Origin of the sequence: Duganella guangzhouensis (genome assembly GCF_009674535.1) — a bacterium.
GTDB lineage: Bacteria > Pseudomonadota > Gammaproteobacteria > Burkholderiales > Burkholderiaceae_D > Rugamonas > Rugamonas guangzhouensis.
Map to the genome: position 1 here is coordinate 57,863 of NZ_WKJK01000021.1, position 20,945 is coordinate 78,807.

The following is a 20,945-nucleotide window of genomic DNA, read 5'->3' on the forward strand; positions in this document are numbered from 1 at the left end:
TAACGGCCGTGATCGCGCAGTATACATTAGCGCCCCAGCCAAGGCGACCACGGGAGATATAAACGGTTGTATCAATCTATATCAAGCCGGATACACTTTCCGGGCGTACGATCGGGAGTTCTCATAGGAGAAATGCCATGGAAATCCAGACAGTTGAGACCGTTACCAGCCAAATTTCGCAACGTGTCATCACCATCGAAGGGGAGATCGTCCAGGTGAAAGAACGTCTGGGCACGGTCGAAATGGACGTCGCGGTCATCAAGTCGAACTACGCCAGGCGCGAAGATATTGCACAGCTGGAAGTTAAAATGGCGCAAATGGAAAACCGGCTGCTGCGCTGGTTCTTTGCCACCGCGATCACGCTGGCCGGGCTGAGCGGCACGCTGGCGTTTCTGGCGGCGCGGTTTGTTCCGCAGTTTGTTCATTAGGCAGGCCGCGCCCCGCTCCGTCCGATCCGCGCAGTATACACAGTATAATATTCGCTGTTTGGCCGGCGCCCGCGCGCCCGCCGTTTCCACTATCTGATGAAATTTTAAGCGCATGCTAGCCCAACAAAAACAAGACATTACCGCCCTGTTCCAGGCCGCCCTCGCCCCTATCCTGGCCGGTACCGAAGTCACCGCCAACGTGGTGCTGGAGCGCCCGCGCGACCCGTCCCACGGTGACGTCGCCTGCAACATCGCCATGCAACTGGCCAAGCAGCTCAAAATGAATCCGCGCGAACTGGCCACCAAGCTGGTCGACGCCCTGCTGGCCAACCCGGCCCGCGACGGCCTGATCGACAGCGCCGACATCGCCGGTCCAGGCTTCATCAACCTGCGCGTCAGCGCCGCCTCGAAACAGGCCGTGGTCAAGACCGTGCTGGCGCAAGGCGCCGCCTACGGCACCGCCGACGCTGGCGCCGGCAAAAAAGTCATCATCGAATTCGTCTCCGCCAACCCGACCGGCCCGCTGCACGTCGGCCACGGCCGCCAGGCCGCGCTGGGCGACGCGCTGTCGTCGCTGTTCGTCTCGCAAGGCTACGACGTCACCCGCGAGTTTTACTACAACGACGCCGGCGTACAGATCCAGACTCTGGCCAACTCGGTGCAGGCACGCCTGCGCGGCTACAAGCCGGGCGACGCTGCATGGCCGGAATCGGCCTACAACGGCGACTACATCGCCGACATCGCCGAAGACTTCAAACAGAAGAAAACCGTGTCCGCCTCCGACGGCTCGCCGGCCACCGCCTCCGGCGACATCGAAGACATCGAATCGATCCGCGCCTTCGCCGTGACCTACCTGCGTAACGAGCAGGACATCGACCTGCAAGCCTTTGGCGTCAAGTTCGACAACTACTACCTGGAATCGTCGCTGTACTCGGACGGCAAAGTGGAAGCCGCCGTCGACATGCTGAACAAATCCGGCAAAACCTACGAGGAAGACGGCGCGCTGTGGCTGCGCACCGAGGACTACGGCGACGACAAGAACCGCGTCATGCGCAAGAAGGACGGCACCTACACCTACTTCGTGCCGGACGTGGCCTACCACATCGTCAAATTCCAGCGCGGCTTCCAGCAGGCCATCAACGTGCAAGGCTCCGACCACCACGGCACCATCGCCCGCGTGCGCGCCGGTCTGCAAGCGGTCAACGTCGGCATCCCGCAAGGCTTCCCCGACTACGTGCTGCACAAAATGGTCACCGTGATGAAGGGCGGCGAAGAGGTCAAGATCTCCAAGCGCGCCGGCTCCTACGTCACCGTGCGCGACCTGATCGAATGGTCGGGCGGCGGCGACATCACCAAGGGCCGCGACGCCGTGCGCTTCTTCCTGATCTCGCGTAAAGCCGACACCGAATTCGTGTTCGACGTCGACGTCGCGTTGAAAACCTCGGACGAGAATCCAGTCTATTATGTGCAGTACGCCCACGCGCGTATCTGCCGCATGCTGGAACAATGGACCGGCAACGAAGCCGACCTGGCCAACGTCGACCTGTCGCCGCTGACCGCGCCAACCGAAGCGGCGCTGCTGGCGACGCTGGCCGCGTATCCGGAAGCACTGGCGCGCGCCCAGGCGGAACTGGGCCCGCACCAGATCGCGTTCTACCTGCGCGACCTGGCCGCCAACCTGCACAGCTTCTACTTCGCGGAACGCGTGCTGGTCGACGACGAGGCGCTGAAGGCGGCACGTATCGCGCTGATGGTCGCGACCCGCCAGGTGCTGCGCAACGGCCTGGCGCTGATCGGTGTTTCGGCTCCCAACAAAATGTAATTGCGAAGGACATCCCGCACAATGAATTTCCGCTCCAGCTTTACTCCGCGTAGCAAACAGCAGGGCAACACCTTCATCGGCATTATCATCGGCCTGGTTATCGGCCTGAGTATCGCCGTGGTGGTGGCGCTGATGATTACCAAAGGCTCGACTCCGTTCACCGACAAGGGCCATCCGAGTAAAACGACGGAACCGACTGCGGGACAGATCGCCGATCCTAACAAGCCTATGTACGGCAACAAGGACGCCGCGCGCGAAGCCGCCAAGGACCTCTCGCGCGACCAGCAGGCGCCTGCCGCACCGGCAGCACCGGCTCCGGCGGCTAGCGCGGCCGACCAGTTGCAGGCGGTGGTGGACAAGATCCAGGCTGCGCCAGCCAAGCCGGCACCGGCCGTGCCCAACGCCGCCAACGTCACGCCGCAACCGGCCGCCAAAGCCGCCGCGCCGGCAGCAGCAGCTGCCGATGCTGGCGACGAAAAATTCACCTACTATCTGCAAGCCGGCGCCTTCCGCGAAGTGGCCGACGCCGAAAACGCCCGCGCCAAGCTGGCCCTGCTCGGCTTTGAAGCCAACATCTCGGACCGCGCCACCGATACCGGCGTACTGCATCGCGTGCGTCTCGGCCCTTACAACCAGGTCGAGACCATGAACAAGGTCCGTAGCAAACTGTCCGAAAACGGCGTTGATGTCGCCGTTGTCCGCAACCAGAAATAAATCTAGGAGTAACGATGCGATTCCTGAAGTTCGTCCTGACCGCCCTGACCCTGAGCGCCGTGGCGCTGAGCGCCTCCGCCTCGCCCACCGATCCAAAACTGGGCACCGAATACAAAGCGCTGAACACGCCCCAGCCGGTGGACACCGGCAAAAAAGTCGAAGTGATCGAGTTCTTCGACTACGCCTGCCCGCACTGCGCCGGCTTTGACAGCACGCTCAACGCCTGGGTCAAAAAACAGGGCGACAACATCGTCTTCAAGCGCGTCCACATCGGCCGCCAGAACGGCGACCTGCCGCAAGCGAAAATGTTCTACACGCTGCAAGCCATGGGCGTTCTAACGCCTGAACTGCACAGCAAGGCGTTCGACGAAATCCACGTCAACCACAACCGCATGAACCGCGATGAGCTGGTGTTCGACTTCGTCGCCAAGCAGGGCGTGGACCGTCAGAAGTTCATCGACACCTATCGCGGCTTCGGCGTCGCCGGCCATATGCGCAAGGCGCTGGCCATGATGGACGCCTACCAGGTCGAATTCTGGCCACTGCTGGCGGTGGACGGCAAATGGATCACCGCACCATCAATGGCTGACGCCAACGCCAGCAGCGAAGCACAGCTGAACGACGCCGTGACGCGCGTGCTGGACGCGCTGGTGATCAAAGCCAAAGCAGAGAAGAAGTAAGCATGGCGCCTTTGCGCGTCTTCATCACCGGCGCATCCAGTGGACTGGGCGCCGCGTTGGCCCGCCAGTATGCGTCGCAAGGCGCTACCCTCGGCCTGCTGGCCCGGCGCGGCGACGCGCTGGACGCCCTGATCGCCGCCCTCCCCAACGCCGAACGCCACCGCGCCTATGCGGTGGACGTGCGCGACCACGCCGCCATCAACGACGCCGCGCAAGCCTTCCTGACGCATGCCGGCGGTGTTGACGTGGTGATCGCCAATGCCGGCATCTCGGTCGGCACGCTGACCGAGTACGCCGAAGATATCGACGTTTTCGCCGACGTCATCGCCACCAACGTGGTGGCCACCGCCGCCACCTTCGCGCCCTTCATCGCCGCCATGCGCACGCAGCGCACGCCGGGACGGCTGGTCGGCGTCGGCAGCGTGGCCGGCATTCGCGGCCTGCCCGGCGCCGAAGCGTACAGCGCCTCCAAGGCCGCCGTGATCAGCTACTGCGAATCGCTGCGGCTGGAAATGAAACCCTACGGCATCCGCGTGGTCACCCTCTGCCCCGGCTACATCGACACCCCGATGACGCAGGTGAATCCGTATCCGATGCCGTTCCTGATGGCGCCCGACAAATTCGCCGCGCGCGCCGCACAAGTGATCGCCGCCGGCAGTAGCTACGCGGTGATCCCGTGGCAGATGGGCGTGGTGGCCAAGGTGCTGCGCCTGCTGCCCAACAGCGTCTACGACTGGGCCTTCGGCAAGGCGCCGCACAAACCTCGTAAAAAAGCAGCATGACTCAACTGAACGCATCAGCCATCGCCGCGCACTGCGCCACCTCCGCCAGTCATGTGGCGATTGAGGTGGTGGCCGAAACCGGCTCCACCAACGCCGACCTGCTGGCCCGTATCGGCAGCATGCCAGGGCCGGTGCTGCGCATCGCGGAAAACCAGACCGCCGGCCGTGGCCGCGCCGGCCGTTCCTGGCTGTCGCATCCCGGCGCCGCGCTGATGTTTTCGCTGGCGTGGCGCTTCAAGGGGCCGCTGCACGCCATGTCCGGCCTGCCGATGGCGGTCGGCGTGGCGCTGGCCGAAACCATCGCCACGCTAGGCGTGCCGGTGCAGATCAAATGGCCCAACGATTTACTGCGCGACGGCGCCAAGCTGGCCGGCATCCTGGTTGAAACGCAGAGCACCGACGACGGCATCTGGGCCGTGATTGGCGCCGGCATCAATCTGCTGATGCCGGATGAACTGGAAGCGGCCATCGGCCGCGAAGTGGCGGCCGCGCCATGGCTGGCGCAGATGGACCGCAACCAGCTGATGGCCGCGCTATTAAGCCGCCTGGCCGCCGTGCTGGCGGAATTCGACGACACCGGCTTCGCGCCATTTGTCGAACGCTGGAACGCGCTGCACGCCTGGCAGGGCCAGGACGTGGTGCTGCTGGACCAGGGCGCCGTGGTGCAGCAAGGCCGCGCCGCTGGCGTCGACGCCATTGGCCGTCTGCTGCTGGACACCGATGCCGGTCGCGTCGAGATCCTGTCCGGCGACGTCTCGCTACGCCTGAACGCAGCACAACCCGGAGCACAACCATGATTTTGCTGATCGACGCCGGCAACACCCGCGTCAAATGGGCGCTGGCCGCGCCGGGCGCGCAGCTGGGCGACTGGATCGCCCACGGCGCCGCCACCCACGCCGACATGCCGCAACTGGAACTGGCCTGGTGCGAAGCCGCCGCCACCCACGGCATCCAGCGCATCCTGATCGCCAACGTCGCCGGCAACGCGCTGCGCGTGCAGCTGGAATACGTGCTGCAGCGCTGCATGGGGCAGCTGACGCCGGAATGGTTTGCCTCGCTGCCGGCGCTGGCCGGCGTCACCAACGGCTACCGCAATCCATCACAGCTGGGCTGCGACCGTTTTGCCGCCGCCATCGCCGGCCACGCGCTGGCGCCCGAGCAGCGCGTCATCGTGGTCAACTGCGGCACCGCCACCACCATCGACGCCGTCACACCCGACGGCGTGTTCCTGGGCGGGATGATCCTGCCTGGCCTGGGCCTGATGGCCAGCTCGCTGGCGCGCAATACCGCGCAGTTGCCGCAGATCGCCCAGGACGGCAATCTGCCGGACGGCTTCGCGGACAATACCGATGATGCTATTCTGAGCGGCATTCTGGCCGCGCAGAGTGGCGCCGTCGAACATGCGTGCGCCGCGCACCGCGCCGAGGCTTGCATCATCTCCGGCGGCGCCGCGCCCTACATTGCGCCGATGCTGAAAGTACCGTACCGTATCGTCGAAAACGTTGTGCTGATCGGCCTCCATGCCGCCGTCGCCAACGCCGAATAAGGATAGCCCTGTGCTGAAGTTTATTTTCTGGTCCCTGCTTGCCGTGAATGCCGCGCTGTTCGCGTATGGACGCGGCTATCTGGGCCACTTCAGCGGTAACGAACACGAGCCGCAACGCCTGCTCAACCAGCTGAATGCCGACAAGCTGGCGATCGTCCCGGCCGACAAGGCCAATGCCGCCGCCGTGGTGACGCCGGCCGCCGCCCCGGAAGCGGAAGCCAAGGCGGCACCGTTGGCCTGCGTGGAGATCACCAGCTTTGTGCTGGCCGATGCGCGCCGCTTCGAGCATCAGCTGGAGGCGCTCAACCTGGGCGACCGCCAGTCGCGCCACAATCTGCCGGGCAGCGAGGTATCGAGCTATATCGTTTATATTCCACCGCAAGGCAGCAAGGAAGGTGCCGACAAGAAGGCCGGCGAACTGCGCGCGCTTGGCGTCACCAACTACTTCATCATGTCCGATGCCTCGCCGCTGCGCTGGGGGATTTCGCTAGGCGTGTTCAAGACCGAGGGCGCGGCACAGAACCAACTGGCGGCGCTGATGAAGCAAGGCGTGCGCACCGCACGCGTGGCGCCGCGCTACAGCGGCAGCAAACTGCTGGCATTCCAGTTCCGCGAAGTTGATCCGGAGCTGAAGGCCAAGCTGGAAAAAATCCGCGCCGGCTTCCCCAACACCGAAACCCGCAGTTGCAAGTAATCAGCGCTGCACAACGATGGGCTTGAGGCCCAGCGACGACGGTAACCCTTGCGCTGCCTGCTGCGCTTCCTGGCGGCTGGCGTATGGCCCGCCGAACAGGCGGAACACTGCCCCGCCCTGCACCACTTCCAATCCATTCAGTTTGCCGGACAGCTTGGTGCGTACCGCTTCCGCATTCTCGGCGCGCGCGTAGGCGCCCAGTTGCAGATAGAAACCGCCGGCCGCCGCCGGTGCGTTCGGCGCGGCGTAAGCTGCCGGCGCGCGATCGGCCAGCATCAGCGATTCGATATCGCGTGGCGCGCTGACTGCGTCCTGCGTGGTCGCCGGCGCCGCGACAGGTGCGGATGGCGTCAGCACCAGCGGCGTGTCCACCATCTTTGCGGTCACGGTCGGCGTCGGTGCGCCGGGCTGCGTCGCGCGCAACTGGTCTTTCGGCTGCGGCGTCAGGCGCGGCTTGGTGCTGCCGGATACGCCTTCGCGCGTGGCCAGCATGCGGTCGACTTCTTCCGGCAGAATGCGCTCGATCTTCAGCTCATGGCTGCCCTTGCCCAGCAAGCCAAGCTTCAGCGCCGCCGTGTATGACACGTCGATCGCGCGATTCGAATGGAACGGCCCACGGTCGTTGATGCGCACGACAACCGAAGCGCCACTCACCATATTGGTCAGACGCGCATACGAAGGAATCGGCAGGATGGGATGCGCGGCCGTCATCTTGTACATATCGTACAGCTCACCGGACGAAGTGCGCTGGCCGTGGAACTTCTTGCCATACCAGCTGCCAACGCCAATCTGCGTGAACGGTTCATCGTCGGTAATCGGCGTATAGGTTTTGCCGAATACCGTGTACGGACGGTTGGAACGCGGCAGCAGCGGATCGTTGCGCACGTCGGCGTCCGGTGTGTCCATCAAATTAGGCGGCGGTGAATCACCGGGGCCATCGTCCTGATAATAACCACCGCGACCCGAATTCGCCGGCGGCAGCACCGGCAGCGAAGGATCGGGCTTGGCGCCCGATGGCGGCTTGATCGACGGCGTGCCGGTTTGCGCTGGACGTGGTGTGGGCTGTGTCGCCACCGGCGCCGTGCCGCACCCCACCAGCACCAGCGCGGAAGCGATGGCACTCAGCTTGAGGAGATGCTTAGTTCGCAGGCGCATCGGCGGTCTCCACGTCAGTTTTTTCCACTTTGCTCTTGTCCTTCTCCGCTGGGCGTTTGCCCAGCAGGTAATAATCCAGTGCCTTGCGCGCAATCGGCGCGGCCTGCTCACCGCCCTTGCCCGCGTTTTCCACCACCATCGCCAGTACGATGCGCGGCTTGTCCACCGGCGCGAAAGCAGTGAACAGCGCGTTGTCGCGCAGGCGCTCGGCCAGTTTGGCGGCGTTGTACTTCTCTCCCTTGCGGATCGTGATGACCTGCGCGGTGCCGGTCTTGCCGCCCACCGTGTAGCCGGCGCCACCAAAGACGCGGTAACCGGTGCCGCCTGGCTCGCTGGTCACGCCCACCATCGCGTTCTTCACAAAATCGATGTTCTCCTGCTTGAGCGGGATGCGGTAGCTTTCCTGCGCCACGGTCAGCGTGCGCGCTTTCGAGGCGCCGTCTTCAACGATCTTCACCAGGTGCGGCTTCATCACCACGCCGTTGTTTGCCAGATTGGCGACAGCGTGCGCAATCTGCAGCGGCGTGTAGGCGTTGTAGCCGGATCCGTTGGAAACCGAGATAGTATCACCACCCACCCAGCGACCCGCCGCACCTTTGAACCGCGCCCGCTTCCACGCCGGCGACGGCAGCACGCCGGTCTTCTCGTTATCGAGGTCGATGCCGGTCTTCTGGCCGAAGCCAAACGGCTGCATGAAGTCGTGAATGGCGTCGATGCCCAGGTCATGACCCAGCTCGTAGTAGTAGGTGTTACACGAAACGATGATGGAGCGGCGCATGTCGACCGAGCCATGCCCGCCCGGCACGTCGTCGTTGAAGCGGTGCCCGCCCAGCATGTAGTAACCGGGGTCGTAGGTCACCTGAGTCGGAGTGCGCTTGCCCAGTTCCAGCGCGGCCAGCGCCATGAACGGTTTGAAAGTGGAACCGGGCGCGTAGGTGCCGGACAGCGGACGGTTGATCATCGGCCGGTCCGGCGAATTGTTCAAGTCATCCCAGCTTTGCGCATCGATGCCATCGACGAACAGGTTCGGATCGTAGCCCGGCCGCGACACGTAGGCCAGGATGTCGCCGGTCGATGGCTCGATCGCCACCAGCGCGCCACGGCGGTCGCCAAACGCTTCCTCGACGATCTTCTGTAACTCGATATCAATCGACAGTATCAGGTTGCTGCCGGCCGTGGCGGGCGTGCGCGACAAGGTCCGCACCGCGCGGCCGCCGGCCGACACTTCCACTTCCTCATAGCCGGTGTGGCCATGCAGGATTTTCTCGTAGCTCTTCTCCAGACCTTCCTTGCCGATATGGTCGGTGCCCTTGTAGTTGGCGCTATCGTCGCTGTCTTCCAGCGCATCGGCCTCGGCGCGGCTGATGCGGCCGATGTAGCCAATCACGTGCGACGCGGTTTCGCCCAGCGGATACTGGCGGAACAAACGCGCCTGCACTTCCACCCCGGGGAAGCGGAAGTGCTGAGCACTGAAGCGCGCCACTTCCTCGTCGCTCAGGCGGGTGCGCAGCGGTACGCTCTCGAAGCCCTTGGATTCCTCCAGCAGCTTCTTGAAGCGCTTGCGGTCCTTGACGTCGATCGTCACCAGCTGCGACAACTCGTCGATGGTCTGGTCCAGCGTGGCGGTCAGCTTGGACGGCGTGATCTCCAGCGTGTAAGCCGAGTAGTTGCGCGCCAGGACCACGCCATTGCGGTCCAAAATCAGGCCGCGATTCGGCACGATCGGCACCAGCGAGATGCGATTCTCTTCCGCCTTGACGGCGAAGTCGGTGTGCTTGACGATCTGCAGCCACACAAAGCGTGCCAGCAGCAGGAAGAAACACAGGAACACCATCGCGCCCAGCACCGTCACACGCAGGCGGAACTCGCGCATCTCGACGTCGTTGTCCTTGAACTCCGTCATGCGCGTACTCCATCACGCACCTGCCTGGTGTGGCGCTGGATGCTCATCAAAATGCCACCGCCGAGACCCAGCGTCATCAGCGCAGTGCCGCCATAGCTCATGAACGGCAGCGGCACGCCCACCACCGGAATGATGCCGCTGACCATGCCCATGTTGACGAAGGCGTAGGTGAAGTAAATCATGCTGATGGCGCCGGCCAGCAAGCGCGAAAACAGCGTCGGCGCGTTCAGCGTGATGCTCAGGCCACGCCAGATCAGCAGCAGGTACAACACCATCAGCACCAGATTACCGACCAGGCCAAACTCCTCGGAGAACACGGCAAAGATAAAGTCGGTGGTGCGTTCGGGGATGAATTCCAGGTGGGCCTGGGTGCCGTGGGTCCAGCCCTTGCCGGTGACGCCGCCGGAACCAATGGCGATCATCGACTGGATGATGTGGAAGCCTTTCCCCAGCGGGTCATGATAAGGATCGATCAACGTCAGCACGCGGTCGCGCTGATAGTCGTGCATAAAGGTCCACAGCACCGGCAGCGCGGCGGCGGCGGCGGCCACCAGCGCGCCCAACGCCTTCCACGACAGGCCGCCGAGGAAGATCACGCTGGCGCCGGCCATGATGACCAGCATCGCGGTGCCGAGGTCCGGCTGGCGCGCGATCAGGCCGGCCGGGATGGCCAGCAGCAGCGCCGCGATCAGGAAGGAACGCCAGCCGATATGGCCTTGCTCGCGCTGGAAGTACCAGGCCAGCATCAGCGGCATGGCGATTTTCATCAGCTCCGACGGCTGGATCTGGGTACCGACATACAGCCAGCGGCGCGAGCCGCCCTTGATGATGCCGAACAGCGCCACCGCCACCAGCAGCGCCACGCCGACCACGTAGGCCGGCACCGCCAGCCGCATCAGCGTCTGCGGCGGCATGTTCGCGACCACCCACATCACCAGCACGGCTGCCGCGATATTGCGCAGCTGGTCCGCCACCTTGCCCGGAATCGCGATGCCGGCCGAGTACAGCGTGACCAGGCCGACCGACAGCAGCGCGGCGAGGATCAGCGCCAGCGGCGCATCGAACACCATCACATGGGGGCGCAGCCGCTGCCACCATGTGCGTCCATCGGCAAGGCCCATCAGGTCTGCACCAGTTTGCGGTGGCGCTGGATGCTCATCAGGATGCCGCCGCCGAGGCCCAGCGTCAGCAGCGCGGTGCCGCCGTAGCTCATGAACGGCAGCGGCACGCCGACCACCGGCAGGATGCCGCTCACCATGCCCATGTTGACGAAGGCGTAGGTGAAATAAATCATGGTGACGGCGCCGGCCAGCAGGCGGGTGAAGAAGTTGGGCGCGTTCCCGGCGATCATCAGGCCACGGCCGATCAGCATCAGGTACAGCACCATCAGGATCAGGTTACCGATCAGGCCAAACTCCTCCGAGTACACGGCGAAGATAAAGTCGGTGGTGCGTTCGGGGATGAATTCCAGGTGGGCCTGCGTGCCGTGGGTCCAGCCCTTGCCGGTGATGCCGCCCGAGCCCACCGCGATGGTGGACTGGATGATGTGAAAACCCTTGCCCAGCGGGTCGGTGGTGGGATCGATCAGCGTCATCACACGCTCGCGCTGGTAATCATGCAGCACTGACCAGATCACCGGCAGCGCGGCGGCGCCGGCCACCACCAGGCCGACCAGCGCCTTCCATGCCAGACCGGCCAGGAAGATCACGCAGAAGCCGGCCGCCACCACCAGCAGCGCCGTGCCCAAGTCGGGCTGACGCACGATCAGGCCCACCGGCACGCCAAGCAGCAGCGCCGCGATCGCATACGATTGCCAGCTCAGATGGCCGGAACGGCTCTGGAAGTACCACGCCAGCATCAGCGGCGTGACGATCTTCATGAATTCGGATGGCTGGATGTCGACCACGCCGATGTGCAGCCAGCGCCGCGCGCCCAGTTTGATGGTGCCGAACAGCGCCACGCATACCAGCAGGAACACGCCGAAGGCATAGGCCGGCACCGCGATCCGCATCATCATCTGCGGCGAGATATTCGCCACCACCCACATCACCACGAACGACAGGAAGATGTTGCGGACCTGGTCTTCCATCTTGCCGGGAATGCCGATGCTGGCCGAATACAGCGTGACCAAGCTGACCGTCAGCAGCATCATGATGATGACGGTCAGCGGGCCGTCGAAGACGGTGAAATAGGGTCGCATCCGACGCCACAACGAACGTCTCTCATGTATGCGCATGGTGTGTTGGTCCTTATTGTTTCTTCCGTGCCGGCGCCACCGGTTGCGGCGCGGCGGTGGCGGCGGGCGCGGTCGGCGTGATCGGCGCGGTTGGTGCCGGCGCCGGTGCCGGCGCCTGGGTTGGCACCGGCGGGCGCCGTGCTTCGGCAGCGGCGGCAGCGGCTTCGGCGGCTTCCGGATCTTCAATCGGCACGAATTCGGCCGCGTCTTCCTTCGGCACCTTGGTGGTTTCCTTGTCGGCCGGGCGTTTGCCCAGCAGGTAGAAGTCCAGCGCCTTGCGCGCGATCGGCGCCGCGATCTCGGCGCCCCAGCCGGCGTTTTCCACCACCATGGCGACCACGATCTTCGGCTTGTCGGCCGGCGCAAAGGCGGTGTACAGCGCGTTGTCGCGCAGGCGTTCGGCCAGCGCGGAGGCGTTGTACTTCTCATTGGCCTTGATGCCCACCACCTGCGCGGTACCGGTTTTGCCACCCGAGGTGTAGCCGGCGTTGGCGAAGGCGCGATAGGCGGTGCCGCCCGGTTCACTGTTCACGCCCACCATCGCGTTCTTGATGATGTCGATGTTTTCCTGCTTCAGCGCGATGCGGTAGCTTTCGGTCGGTACCGTGAGCTTGCGCGCGCGGGTGCCGCCATCTTCAATGATTTTCACCAGGTGCGGTTTCATCACCACGCCGTTGTTGGCCAGATTGGCCATGGCGTGCGCGATCTGCAGCGGCGTGTAGGAGTTGTAGCCCGAGCCGTTGGAAACCGAGATGGTGTCGCCACCGACCCACTTGCCGGCATTGCCCTTGAAGCGCTTGCGCTTCCACTCTTTCGACGGCAGCACGCCAGTCTTTTCGTTATCGAGGTCGATGCCGGTCTTTTCGCCAAAGCCGAACGGCTGCATGAACTGGGTGATGGCGTCGATCCCCATGTCGTTACCCAGCTGGTAGTAATAGGTATTGCAGGAGACGATGATGGAGCGGCGCAGATCCACATTGCCATGGCCACCCACTTTATCGTCGCGGAATTTGTGGCCGCCGAGGTAGAAGAAGCCAGGGTCGGGATAAGCGGTGGCCGGATTGCGCTTGCCCAGCTCCAGCGCGGCCAGCGCCATGAAGGGCTTGAAGGTGGAACCCGGCGCATAGGTGCCGGACAGCGGACGGTTGACCATCGGCCGGTCGAGCGAGGTATTCAGTTCGTTCCAGCTTTGCGCGTCGATGCCGTCGACGAACAGATTAGGGTCATAGCCAGGCCGCGACACGTAGGCCAGGATGTCGCCGGTCTCCGGCTCGATGGCGACGAAGGCGCCGCGCCATTCGCCAAACGCTTCCTCCACCACTTTCTGCAGTTCGATGTCGATCGACAGGATCAGGTTATTGCCCGGCGTGGCGGGGGTGCGCGACAGCGTGCGGATGGCGCGGCCGCCGGCCGACACTTCCACTTCCTCGTAACCGGTCTGGCCGTGCAGCTGCTTCTCGTAGCTTTTCTCCAGACCTTCCTTGCCGATATGGTCGGTGCCGCGGTAGTTCGGACCATCGTCGGTGCCTTCGATGGCCTTGATCTCGGACTGGTTGATGCGGCCGATGAAGCCGATCACGTGCGAGGCGGTTTCACCCAGCGGGTACTGGCGGAACAAGCGCGCCTGCACTTCCACGCCGGGGAAGCGGAAACGCTGCGCGGTGAAGCGCGCCACTTCCTCGTCGGTCAGGCGGGTGCGCAGCGGCACGCTTTCAAAGCCTTTGGATTCGTCCAGCAGCTTCTTGAAGCGCTTGCGGTCCTTGATGTCGACCGCGACCAGTTTGGACAGCTCGTCGATGGTTTCGTCCAGCGTGGCGCTCAACTTGGACGGCGTGATCTCCAGCGTGAAGGCCGAGTAGTTACGCGCCAGGACCACGCCGTTGCGGTCCAATATCAAGCCGCGATTGGGCACCACCGGCACGATGGCGATGCGGTTCTCTTCGGCCTTGACGGCGAAGTCGCTGTATTTGACGATCTGCAGCCAGATGAAGCGCATCAGCAGCAAGGCGAAGCAGACGAATACCATCCCGCCCAGCACCGTCAGGCGCAGGCGGAACTGCTGCAGTTCGCGCTGGTTGTCCTTAATCTCAGTCATGCCGGAACCGCAGCGTCAGATCGGACGGGTGTGATCGCGGTCGACCGCGCGCCGTTGGGGCGCCAGCAGCAACCAGGTGGTCAGCGGCCACAGGACGGCGGCCACCACGCTTTCGATGAAGTAGAACCAGCCAGGGAATTTGCCCGACACGAAGAAGCGCACCACCAGCTGCACCGATTGCGCCATCAGCAGCAGCGGGAACACGTGCATGGCCTGAGTCCAGATCGGGAACCACAGCATCCGGCGATGCAGCATGATGGCGAAGTAGGACAGCAGCGTGTAGGCCAGCGCGTTCTCGCCCAGCAGGGTGGCGTCATGGACGTCCATCAGCAGGCCGAGAACGAAGGCGGTGCCGATGCCGACCTTGCGCGGCTGATGCACACCCCAGAACACCAGCAACAGCGCGACGAAATCCGGCACGCCGATGAAGTGCCCCCAAGGCAGCAGGTTAAACAGGAAGGCGCAGAACAGGCTGAAAGCGATGAACAGCGGGCTGACCGGCAGCAGGATGTAGTGCGGACGATTCATCGTGCCGGCTCCTTGGGTTTGTTGGCGGCCGGCGCGGCCTGCTCGGCAGGCGTCGTCGCTGGCGCGGCGCCAGGCGTGGCGGCTGCGGCAGCTGCGGCCGGCTTGGGTGGCGGCGGCAACACCGGTATCAGGCCGGGCGCGCCATTGGCGGCGGGAGCGGCGGCCGGCGTCGCGGCGGCGGCTTGTCCCTCGGCGCCCTCCTTCGGCGGCTCCTTGATCGGCGCCATCTTGTTATTGCCCTTGCGCGGCTGGCGCGGTGTTTCATCCGGTGGACGCGGCGGCATTTCCGGCGTCGACATCAGAATCAGCAACTGGGTATTATTCTGGATGCCCGCCAACGGCTGGCAGATCACGCCGCCGAACGAACCGCCGGCGCTGTTCTCCACCTGCGTCACGCGCGCCACCGCCAGGCCGGCCGGATACACACCGTCCAGGCCCGAGGTAACCACAATATCGCCCACCTGAATATCCGCATTCGGCGCCGTGAAGCGCAGTTCCAGATTGCCGGACTTGCCACGGCCATACGCCACGCTGCGCAAGCCATTGCGCAGCAGCTGCACCGGAATCGCCTGCTCCTTATCCGACAGCAGCGTCACTTCGGAAGTAAACGGGAACACCCGCGTCACCTGCCCGACCACGCCCTGGTTGTCGATCACCGGCAAACCAAGCACCACATCGTTGCGGGTACCGCGATCGAGAATGATCTTGCGGCTGTTGACATCGCGCGCATCGTACAGCACCTCGGCCAGCTGCGACTTGACCGGCAACTGCTGGCGCGCGTCCATCAGCTTGCGCAGCTGAGCGTTTTCCGCCGCCTGCAACTGCGCCTGCTGCAATGCCTGCGAGCTGACGATCTGCTGCGTCTTCAGCTCACGCACCTGCTTTTCCAGCGATGACAAGGTAGAGAAATAATCACCGACGCCGTAGATAGCGTCGCGCGGCAGCAAGGCCGCCATTTGCAGCGGATACAGTACGGTGGCTGCCGCCGTGCGCACCATCGCCAGCACGCGCATATGCGAGTCGACCAACAGCAGTGCAATCGATATGCACGCGAACACCATCATCTTGACCCGGGCTGAGGCGCCCTGCTTGAAAAGTGGCGGAGGACTGTATTCCATGACTTCCAATAAAGCATTGGGGCCGCTGTTCGCGGCCCCGTTTAGTCAGCTCACTCGTAGGAGAAGATCGAGCCCAGTTGGTCCATCCGCTCCAGCGCCATGCCCGAACCGCGCACCACGCAGGTCAGCGGATCTTCCGCCACCAGCACCGGCAGGCCGGTTTCTTCCATCAGCAGACGATCCAGATCGCGCAGCAGCGCGCCACCACCGGTCAGCATCATGCCTTTTTCGGCGATGTCGGCGCCCAGTTCCGGCGGCGTCTGTTCCAGCGCGTTCTTCACTGCCGACACGATATTGTTCAGCGGGTCGGTCAGCGCTTCCAGAATCTCGTTCGACGAAATGGTGAACGAGCGCGGAATACCTTCCGACAGGTTGCGGCCCTTGACTTCCATTTCCTTGACTTCCGAGCCAGGGAAGGCGGAACCGATGGCCTTCTTGATCGCCTCGGCGGTCTGTTCGCCGATCAGCATGCCGTAGTTACGACGGATGTAGTTGACGATGGCTTCATCGAACTTGTCACCACCGACGCGCACCGAACCCTTGTACACCATGCCGCCCAGCGAGATGATGCCGACTTCGGTGGTACCGCCGCCGATGTCGACCACCATCGAGCCGGTGGCGTCCGACACCGGCAGGCCGGCGCCGATCGCCGCCGCCATGGGCTCTTCGATCAGATACACCTGCGAGGCGCCGGCGCCGAGCGCCGATTCGCGGATCGCGCGGCGTTCCACCTGGGTCGAGCCGCACGGTACGCAGATGATGATGCGTGGCGATGGACGGAAGAATTTGGAGTCGTGCACCATGCGGATGAACTGTTTCAGCATCTGCTCGGTGACAGTGAAGTCGGCGATCACGCCGTCCTTCATTGGACGAATTGCTTCGATATTGCCAGGTACTTTACCCAGCATCTGCTTTGCTTCTTTACCAACCGCTTGAATGGTCTTCTTGCCATTCGGGCCGCCTTCCTGGCGGATCGCGACTACCGAAGGCTCATCCAGAACGATGCCTTGGCCGCGAACGTAAATCAGAGTATTGGCCGTGCCCAAGTCGATGGCCAGATCGGAGGAAATGTAACGACGTAAAAAACCAAACATTAGAAAGTGTCCTGTGGCGCACCCGGTGTGCGCGTAAACCGTTAATTGAGAAATCCGTGTGTCCGTAAATGCGGCGGCAGCAATGATTCAGCGCCGACAACGCATCAACCCGCCATTCTACCTTATAATTTGGATGCGATTTATCCAAAATCCACCCAAAAGTGCAGTGCCTCAGCCCGCTGTTTAAGCGGCATTCGTCGGTGTTTGAAGGCGAATAGGCAGAATTTCAAGTTTTTTATCAATATTGCAATCAAACCGCCATGTCCCTGACCCTATCTGACGTAACCCGCATTGCCAAACTGGCCCAACTTGAGATGAGCGAGCAGCAGACCAATACGGCGCTGGAGCAGCTGAATGGCATTTTCGCGCTGGCCGAACAGATGCAGGCGGTGGACACCGACGGCGTCGCGCCGCTGAGCCATCCGCTGGCCGCGCACATGAACAACATCGCGCTGCGCCTGCGCGACGACGTGGCCAGCGAGCCCAACCGCCGCGATGCCTACCAGGCGGTCGCCCCCAAAACCCAGGACGGCCTGTACCTGGTGCCGAAAGTGATCGAGTAAAAATACCACCGTCATTCCGGCGCAGGCCGGAATCCATGCTGAGCATCCAGGCTCGCGTTCTATGGATTCCGGCTTGCGCCGGAATGACGCTGACGACGCAACGAATTCTACTGAAACGCCATGCATACCAAAACCATCAAAGAGCTGTCTGCCCTGCTGCAAAGCAAAGCGATTTCCGCCACCGAGCTGGCCAAGCACTTCCTCGACCGCATCGAGAAAAGCGACCTTAACGCCTTCCTGCACGTCGACCGCGAACTGACGCTGGCGCAAGCGGCCGATGCCGACGCCCGCATCGCCGCCGGCACCGCCACCCCGCTGACCGGCGTGCCGATCGCGCACAAAGACATCTTCGTCACCAAAGGCTGGCGCTCGACCGCCGGCTCGAAAATGCTGGCCGACTATGTCAGCCCATTCGACGCCACCGTGGTCGAGAAGTTCCAGCAAGCCGGCATGGTCACGCTGGGCAAACTGAATTGCGACGAATTCGCCATGGGCTCGGCCAACGAGAACTCGGCCTTCGGCGCGGTGAAAAATCCGTGGGATAAAACCGCCGTACCTGGCGGCTCGTCGGGCGGTTCCGCCGCCGCCGTGGCCGCGCGCCTGGCGCCGGGCGTCACCGGCACCGACACCGGCGGCTCGATCCGTCAGCCAGCCTCGTTCTGCGGCATCACCGGCATCAAGCCGACTTACGGCCGCGTGTCGCGCTTCGGCATGATCGCGTTTGCCTCGTCGCTCGACCAGGGTGGCCCGATGGCGCAAACCGCCGAAGACTGCGCGCTGCTGCTGAACGCCATGGCCGGCTTCGACGAACGCGATTCGACTTCGCTGACGCCGGAACTGGGCGGTGTGGAGGAAGACTTCACCCGTGAACTGGGCCAGCCGCTGAGCGGTCTGCGCATCGGCGTGCCGAAGGAGTACTTCGGCGAAGGCTTGTCGAAAGACGTGGAAGACGCGGTGCGTGCCGCGCTGGCCAAGTATGTGGAACTGGGCGCGACCCTGGTCGACATCTCGCTGCCGAACACCAAGCTGTCGATTCCGGCCTACTACATGATCGCGCCGGCCGAAGCTTCGTCCAACCTGTCGCGCTTTGACGGCGTGCGTTACGGCTTCCGCGCCGAGGGTTACAAAGACCTGCAGGACATGTACCGCAAAACCCGCGACCAGGGCTTCGGCGCCGAAGTCAAACGCCGCATCATGGTCGGCACCTATGTGCTGTGCCACGGCTACTACGACGCCTACTACCTGAAGGCGCAAAAGATCCGCCGCCTGATCGCGCAGGACTTCGAGAAAGTGCTGAACGGTCCGGACGCGGTGTGCGATGTCATCATGGGTCCGGTGGCGCCTACCGTGGCGTGGGATCTGGGCGATAAATCGGACGATCCGGTGGCTGCCTACCTGGCCGACATCTACACGCTGTCCACCAGCCTGGCCGGCTTGCCTGGCATGTCGATCCCTGTGGGCTTCGGCGCCAAGAATCGCCCGGTGGGCCTGCAGATCATCGGCAAGCACTTTGGCGAAGCCAAGCTGCTGAACGTGGCGCACGCTTACCAGCAGGCGACCGACTGGCACACCCGCGCCCCAGCAGGCGTTTAATCACGAATACAGCGAGAATCATATGGAATGGGAAGTCGTCATCGGTATTGAGAACCACGTGCAGCTCACTACCGCTTCTAAAATCTTCAGCGGCTCGCCGACCACCTTCGGCGCCGAAGCCAACACCCAAGCCAGCCCGGTTGACCTGGCGCTGCCTGGCGTGCTGCCGGTCATGAACAAACAGGCCGTTGATCGCGCCATCCGCTTCGGCCTGGCGGCCGGTTCGAAAATCGCGCCGGCCTCTATCTTCGCCCGCAAAAACTACTTCTACCCCGACCTGCCGAAGGGCTATCAAATCAGCCAGTTCGAAGACCCGGTGGTACAGGGCGGCGCCATCACCTTCGGCTACGAGAAGGATGGTGAGTTCGTCACCAAGACCGTCAACCTGACCCGCGCCCACCTGGAAGAAGACGCCGGCAAATCGCTGCACGAAGACTATGCCGGCATGTCCGGCATCGACCTGAATCGCGCCGGCACGCCGCTGCTGGAAATCGTGTCGGAGCCTGAGATTCGCAGCGCCACCGAAGCGGTGGCCTACTGCAAGGCACTGCACTCGCTGGTGATGTGGCTGGGCGTCTGCGATGGCAATATGCAGGAAGGCTCGTTCCGCTGCGATATCAACGTCTCGGTGCGTCCAAAAGGCCAGAAAGAATTCGGCACCCGCTGCGAAATCAAAAACCTGAACTCGTTCCGCTTCATCGAGGAAGCGGTGCACGTTGAAGTGCGTCGCCAGATCGAGCTGATTGAAGACGGTGGCAAGGTGGTGCAAGCGACCCGCCTGTACGATCCAGACAAGAAGGAAACCCGCGAAATGCGCAGCAAGGAAGACGCGCAGGATTACCGCTACTTCCCGGACCCTGACCTGCCGCCGCTGATCATCTCGAACGCCTGGATCGATCAGGTCAAGGCGCAGATGCCGGAACTGCCAGCCGCCATGCGCGAGCGCTTCGTCAGCGAATACGCGCTGCCGGAATATGACTCGCTGGTGCTGACCGCATCCAAAGCCATGGCCACCTACTTCGTCGCCGTGGTGGACACCGCCGGCAAGGAAAACGCCAAGGCCGCCGCCAACTGGCTGATGGGCGATGTGTCGTCGACCTTGAACCGCGAAGGCGTGGACATCGCCGACGCGCCGGTCAAACCGGCGCAGCTGGCGCTGATGCTGAAGCGTATCGCCGACGGCACCATCAACAACAAGACCGCCAAGGAACTGTTTGGCGATATGTGGGCCGCCAAGTCGGACGACGACAATCTGGTCGACGCGCTGATCGAATCGAAAGGTCTGAAACAGATCTCCGACACCGGCGCGCTGGAAGCCATCGTCAACGAGGTGATCGCCAACAATGCCAAGTCGGTGGAGCAGTACCGTGCCGGCAAGGAAGCGGCGATCAACGCGCTGATCGGCCAGGCCATGAAAGCCTCACGCGGCAAGGCCAATCCGGCCCAGCTGACCGAGCTGCTGAAAGCCAAGCTGGCCGGCTAAACACCCGCGCCACTCTGCAAAAAAGCCCCGCCCGGCACGGCTGCGTGGGGCTTTTTTGCGTGGATTTACACCGTCCGTGTGCTTGTTACAACAGGATTGCCGCATAATGATTTATGCGCACTCTACTGATACTCTTACTCGCCAGCAACGCCGCCCTGGCGGATCCCATCGACATCGACAAGGTCAAGAAAGACCTGGCGAAGATCGACCGCGAAACACGCGACACGCCAGCGGTGCCGGACTTCGGCAAAGAAGTGCCATACGGTCGCGAGATCACCGAGATTGCCGACGCCTACGTCGGCACCGGCGAAGATTCGCGCGGCTATTACGAGTCGCCGGACGGCACCATGTACTACGTCGAAACCGTGCGCGGCAAAACCAGCTGCTCGATGACCGGCGCGGTCAGCAACCCCGCCGGCAAAGGCGGCGGCGCCACCAAAATCCAGTGCCCCGCCAACACCACCTGGAAAAAATACTAGGCTAATCCCGGTCGACATCAACCGCCCCGTCA

Annotated in this window: 20 protein-coding genes; 12 read left to right on the forward strand and 8 right to left on the reverse strand. The window is 63.4% G+C overall.

The window, feature by feature from the left end; translation table 11 throughout:
- The first annotated feature begins 137 nt into the window (after positions 1 to 137).
- The 8 genes from GJ699_RS28745 to GJ699_RS28780 all read left to right on the forward strand — a co-directional run bounded on the left by GJ699_RS28745 (position 138) and on the right by GJ699_RS28780 (position 6,666).
- Positions 138 to 428: a hypothetical protein gene (locus GJ699_RS28745; protein ID WP_154382859.1), complete on the forward strand. Its 291-nt coding sequence runs from the start codon at positions 138 to 140 to the stop codon at positions 426 to 428.
- 112 nt (positions 429 to 540) lie between these two features.
- On the forward strand, positions 541 to 2,250 hold the full coding sequence (gene argS / locus GJ699_RS28750) for an arginine--tRNA ligase (protein WP_154382860.1): 1,710 nt from the start codon (positions 541 to 543) through the stop codon (positions 2,248 to 2,250).
- A 21-nt stretch (positions 2,251 to 2,271) separates the two neighbouring features.
- The gene (locus GJ699_RS28755) at positions 2,272 to 2,964 is read left to right on the forward strand and encodes an SPOR domain-containing protein (protein ID WP_154382861.1); all 693 of its coding nucleotides are present in this window, start codon (positions 2,272 to 2,274) and stop codon (positions 2,962 to 2,964) included.
- A gap of 14 nt (positions 2,965 to 2,978) precedes the next feature.
- Entirely contained in the window at positions 2,979 to 3,644 is a 666-nt protein-coding gene (locus tag GJ699_RS28760) for a thiol:disulfide interchange protein DsbA/DsbL (protein ID WP_154382862.1), read from the forward strand.
- Positions 3,645 to 3,646: 2 nt separating this feature from the next.
- The gene (locus tag GJ699_RS28765; RefSeq protein ID WP_154382863.1) at positions 3,647 to 4,426 is read left to right on the forward strand and encodes an SDR family oxidoreductase; all 780 of its coding nucleotides are present in this window, start codon (positions 3,647 to 3,649) and stop codon (positions 4,424 to 4,426) included.
- Positions 4,423 to 5,223 (forward strand): biotin--[acetyl-CoA-carboxylase] ligase, encoded by an 801-nt coding sequence (locus GJ699_RS28770; protein WP_154382864.1) that lies wholly within the window; start codon positions 4,423 to 4,425, stop codon positions 5,221 to 5,223. The genes GJ699_RS28765 and GJ699_RS28770 overlap by 4 nt, the downstream gene beginning before the upstream one ends.
- Complete coding sequence (locus GJ699_RS28775; protein WP_154382865.1) at positions 5,220 to 5,972, forward strand: type III pantothenate kinase; 753 nt, start codon at positions 5,220 to 5,222, stop codon at positions 5,970 to 5,972. Before GJ699_RS28770 ends, GJ699_RS28775 begins: the two co-directional genes overlap by 4 nt.
- A gap of 10 nt (positions 5,973 to 5,982) precedes the next feature.
- Positions 5,983 to 6,666, forward strand: a complete 684-nt coding sequence (locus GJ699_RS28780) for an SPOR domain-containing protein (protein WP_371867704.1) — start codon at positions 5,983 to 5,985, stop codon at positions 6,664 to 6,666.
- On the opposite strand, the gene GJ699_RS28785 is transcribed toward GJ699_RS28780, so the two are convergent.
- The 8 genes from GJ699_RS28785 to GJ699_RS28820 are packed head-to-tail and all read right to left on the reverse strand — an operon-like array spanning position 6,667 to position 16,795.
- Complete coding sequence (locus GJ699_RS28785; RefSeq protein WP_154382867.1) at positions 6,667 to 7,821, reverse strand: septal ring lytic transglycosylase RlpA family protein; 1,155 nt, start codon at positions 7,819 to 7,821, stop codon at positions 6,667 to 6,669.
- Positions 7,805 to 9,724, reverse strand: a complete 1,920-nt coding sequence (mrdA, locus tag GJ699_RS28790; protein WP_154382868.1) for a penicillin-binding protein 2 — start codon at positions 9,722 to 9,724, stop codon at positions 7,805 to 7,807. Before mrdA (GJ699_RS28790) ends, GJ699_RS28785 begins: the two co-directional genes overlap by 17 nt.
- The gene (gene rodA, locus GJ699_RS28795) at positions 9,721 to 10,845 is read right to left on the reverse strand and encodes a rod shape-determining protein RodA (protein WP_154382869.1); all 1,125 of its coding nucleotides are present in this window, start codon (positions 10,843 to 10,845) and stop codon (positions 9,721 to 9,723) included. The genes mrdA (GJ699_RS28790) and rodA (GJ699_RS28795) overlap by 4 nt, the downstream gene beginning before the upstream one ends.
- Complete coding sequence (gene rodA, locus GJ699_RS28800; protein WP_154382870.1) at positions 10,845 to 11,960, reverse strand: rod shape-determining protein RodA; 1,116 nt, start codon at positions 11,958 to 11,960, stop codon at positions 10,845 to 10,847. Before rodA (GJ699_RS28800) ends, rodA (GJ699_RS28795) begins: the two co-directional genes overlap by 1 nt.
- A 13-nt stretch (positions 11,961 to 11,973) precedes the next feature.
- On the reverse strand, positions 11,974 to 14,055 hold the full coding sequence (mrdA, locus tag GJ699_RS28805) for a penicillin-binding protein 2 (RefSeq protein WP_154382871.1): 2,082 nt from the start codon (positions 14,053 to 14,055) through the stop codon (positions 11,974 to 11,976).
- Between the two features lie 15 nt (positions 14,056 to 14,070).
- Complete coding sequence (mreD, locus tag GJ699_RS28810) at positions 14,071 to 14,583, reverse strand: rod shape-determining protein MreD (protein ID WP_154382872.1); 513 nt, start codon at positions 14,581 to 14,583, stop codon at positions 14,071 to 14,073.
- Positions 14,580 to 15,701, reverse strand: a complete 1,122-nt coding sequence (gene mreC / locus GJ699_RS28815) for a rod shape-determining protein MreC (RefSeq protein ID WP_154382873.1) — start codon at positions 15,699 to 15,701, stop codon at positions 14,580 to 14,582. Before mreC ends, mreD begins: the two co-directional genes overlap by 4 nt.
- Before the next feature lie 50 nt (positions 15,702 to 15,751).
- Positions 15,752 to 16,795, reverse strand: a complete 1,044-nt coding sequence (locus GJ699_RS28820; RefSeq protein ID WP_072789105.1) for a rod shape-determining protein — start codon at positions 16,793 to 16,795, stop codon at positions 15,752 to 15,754.
- A 260-nt stretch (positions 16,796 to 17,055) separates the two neighbouring features.
- On the opposite strand from GJ699_RS28820, the gene gatC reads away from it, so the two are divergent.
- From gatC to GJ699_RS28840, 4 genes are all read left to right on the forward strand, one after another.
- A complete protein-coding gene (gatC, locus tag GJ699_RS28825; RefSeq protein ID WP_154382874.1) occupies positions 17,056 to 17,358 on the forward strand; it encodes an Asp-tRNA(Asn)/Glu-tRNA(Gln) amidotransferase subunit GatC in 303 nt (100 codons plus the stop codon).
- 120 nt (positions 17,359 to 17,478) lie between these two features.
- Positions 17,479 to 18,951, forward strand: coding sequence for an Asp-tRNA(Asn)/Glu-tRNA(Gln) amidotransferase subunit GatA (gatA, locus tag GJ699_RS28830; RefSeq protein WP_154382875.1), 1,473 nt, complete (start codon positions 17,479 to 17,481; stop codon positions 18,949 to 18,951).
- A 22-nt stretch (positions 18,952 to 18,973) separates the two neighbouring features.
- On the forward strand, positions 18,974 to 20,434 hold the full coding sequence (gene gatB, locus GJ699_RS28835; RefSeq protein WP_154382876.1) for an Asp-tRNA(Asn)/Glu-tRNA(Gln) amidotransferase subunit GatB: 1,461 nt from the start codon (positions 18,974 to 18,976) through the stop codon (positions 20,432 to 20,434).
- 113 nt (positions 20,435 to 20,547) lie between these two features.
- Positions 20,548 to 20,913, forward strand: coding sequence for a hypothetical protein (locus GJ699_RS28840; RefSeq protein ID WP_154382877.1), 366 nt, complete (start codon positions 20,548 to 20,550; stop codon positions 20,911 to 20,913).
- Positions 20,914 to 20,945: the final 32 nt, after the last annotated feature.

Excerpts from the sequence above, each read along its gene's own strand:
- GJ699_RS28745 (WP_154382859.1), top strand. The coding sequence starts at position 138 with ATGGAAATCCAGACAGTTGAGACCGTTACCAGCCAAATTTCGCAACGT.
- argS (WP_154382860.1), top strand. The coding sequence starts at position 541 with ATGCTAGCCCAACAAAAACAAGACATTACCGCCCTGTTCCAGGCCGCC.
- GJ699_RS28755 (WP_154382861.1), top strand. The coding sequence starts at position 2,272 with ATGAATTTCCGCTCCAGCTTTACTCCGCGTAGCAAACAGCAGGGCAAC.
- GJ699_RS28760 (WP_154382862.1), top strand. The coding sequence starts at position 2,979 with ATGCGATTCCTGAAGTTCGTCCTGACCGCCCTGACCCTGAGCGCCGTG.
- GJ699_RS28765 (WP_154382863.1), top strand. The coding sequence starts at position 3,647 with ATGGCGCCTTTGCGCGTCTTCATCACCGGCGCATCCAGTGGACTGGGC.
- GJ699_RS28770 (WP_154382864.1), top strand. The coding sequence starts at position 4,423 with ATGACTCAACTGAACGCATCAGCCATCGCCGCGCACTGCGCCACCTCC.
- GJ699_RS28775 (WP_154382865.1), top strand. The coding sequence starts at position 5,220 with ATGATTTTGCTGATCGACGCCGGCAACACCCGCGTCAAATGGGCGCTG.
- GJ699_RS28785 (WP_154382867.1), bottom strand. The coding sequence starts at position 7,821 with ATGCGCCTGCGAACTAAGCATCTCCTCAAGCTGAGTGCCATCGCTTCC.
- mrdA (WP_154382868.1), bottom strand. The coding sequence starts at position 9,724 with ATGACGGAGTTCAAGGACAACGACGTCGAGATGCGCGAGTTCCGCCTG.
- rodA (WP_154382869.1), bottom strand. The coding sequence starts at position 10,845 with ATGGGCCTTGCCGATGGACGCACATGGTGGCAGCGGCTGCGCCCCCAT.
- rodA (WP_154382870.1), bottom strand. The coding sequence starts at position 11,960 with ATGCGCATACATGAGAGACGTTCGTTGTGGCGTCGGATGCGACCCTAT.
- mrdA (WP_154382871.1), bottom strand. The coding sequence starts at position 14,055 with ATGACTGAGATTAAGGACAACCAGCGCGAACTGCAGCAGTTCCGCCTG.
- mreD (WP_154382872.1), bottom strand. The coding sequence starts at position 14,583 with ATGAATCGTCCGCACTACATCCTGCTGCCGGTCAGCCCGCTGTTCATC.
- mreC (WP_154382873.1), bottom strand. The coding sequence starts at position 15,701 with ATGGAATACAGTCCTCCGCCACTTTTCAAGCAGGGCGCCTCAGCCCGG.
- GJ699_RS28820 (WP_072789105.1), bottom strand. The coding sequence starts at position 16,795 with ATGTTTGGTTTTTTACGTCGTTACATTTCCTCCGATCTGGCCATCGAC.
- gatC (WP_154382874.1), top strand. The coding sequence starts at position 17,056 with ATGTCCCTGACCCTATCTGACGTAACCCGCATTGCCAAACTGGCCCAA.
- gatA (WP_154382875.1), top strand. The coding sequence starts at position 17,479 with ATGCATACCAAAACCATCAAAGAGCTGTCTGCCCTGCTGCAAAGCAAA.
- gatB (WP_154382876.1), top strand. The coding sequence starts at position 18,974 with ATGGAATGGGAAGTCGTCATCGGTATTGAGAACCACGTGCAGCTCACT.
- GJ699_RS28840 (WP_154382877.1), top strand. The coding sequence starts at position 20,548 with ATGCGCACTCTACTGATACTCTTACTCGCCAGCAACGCCGCCCTGGCG.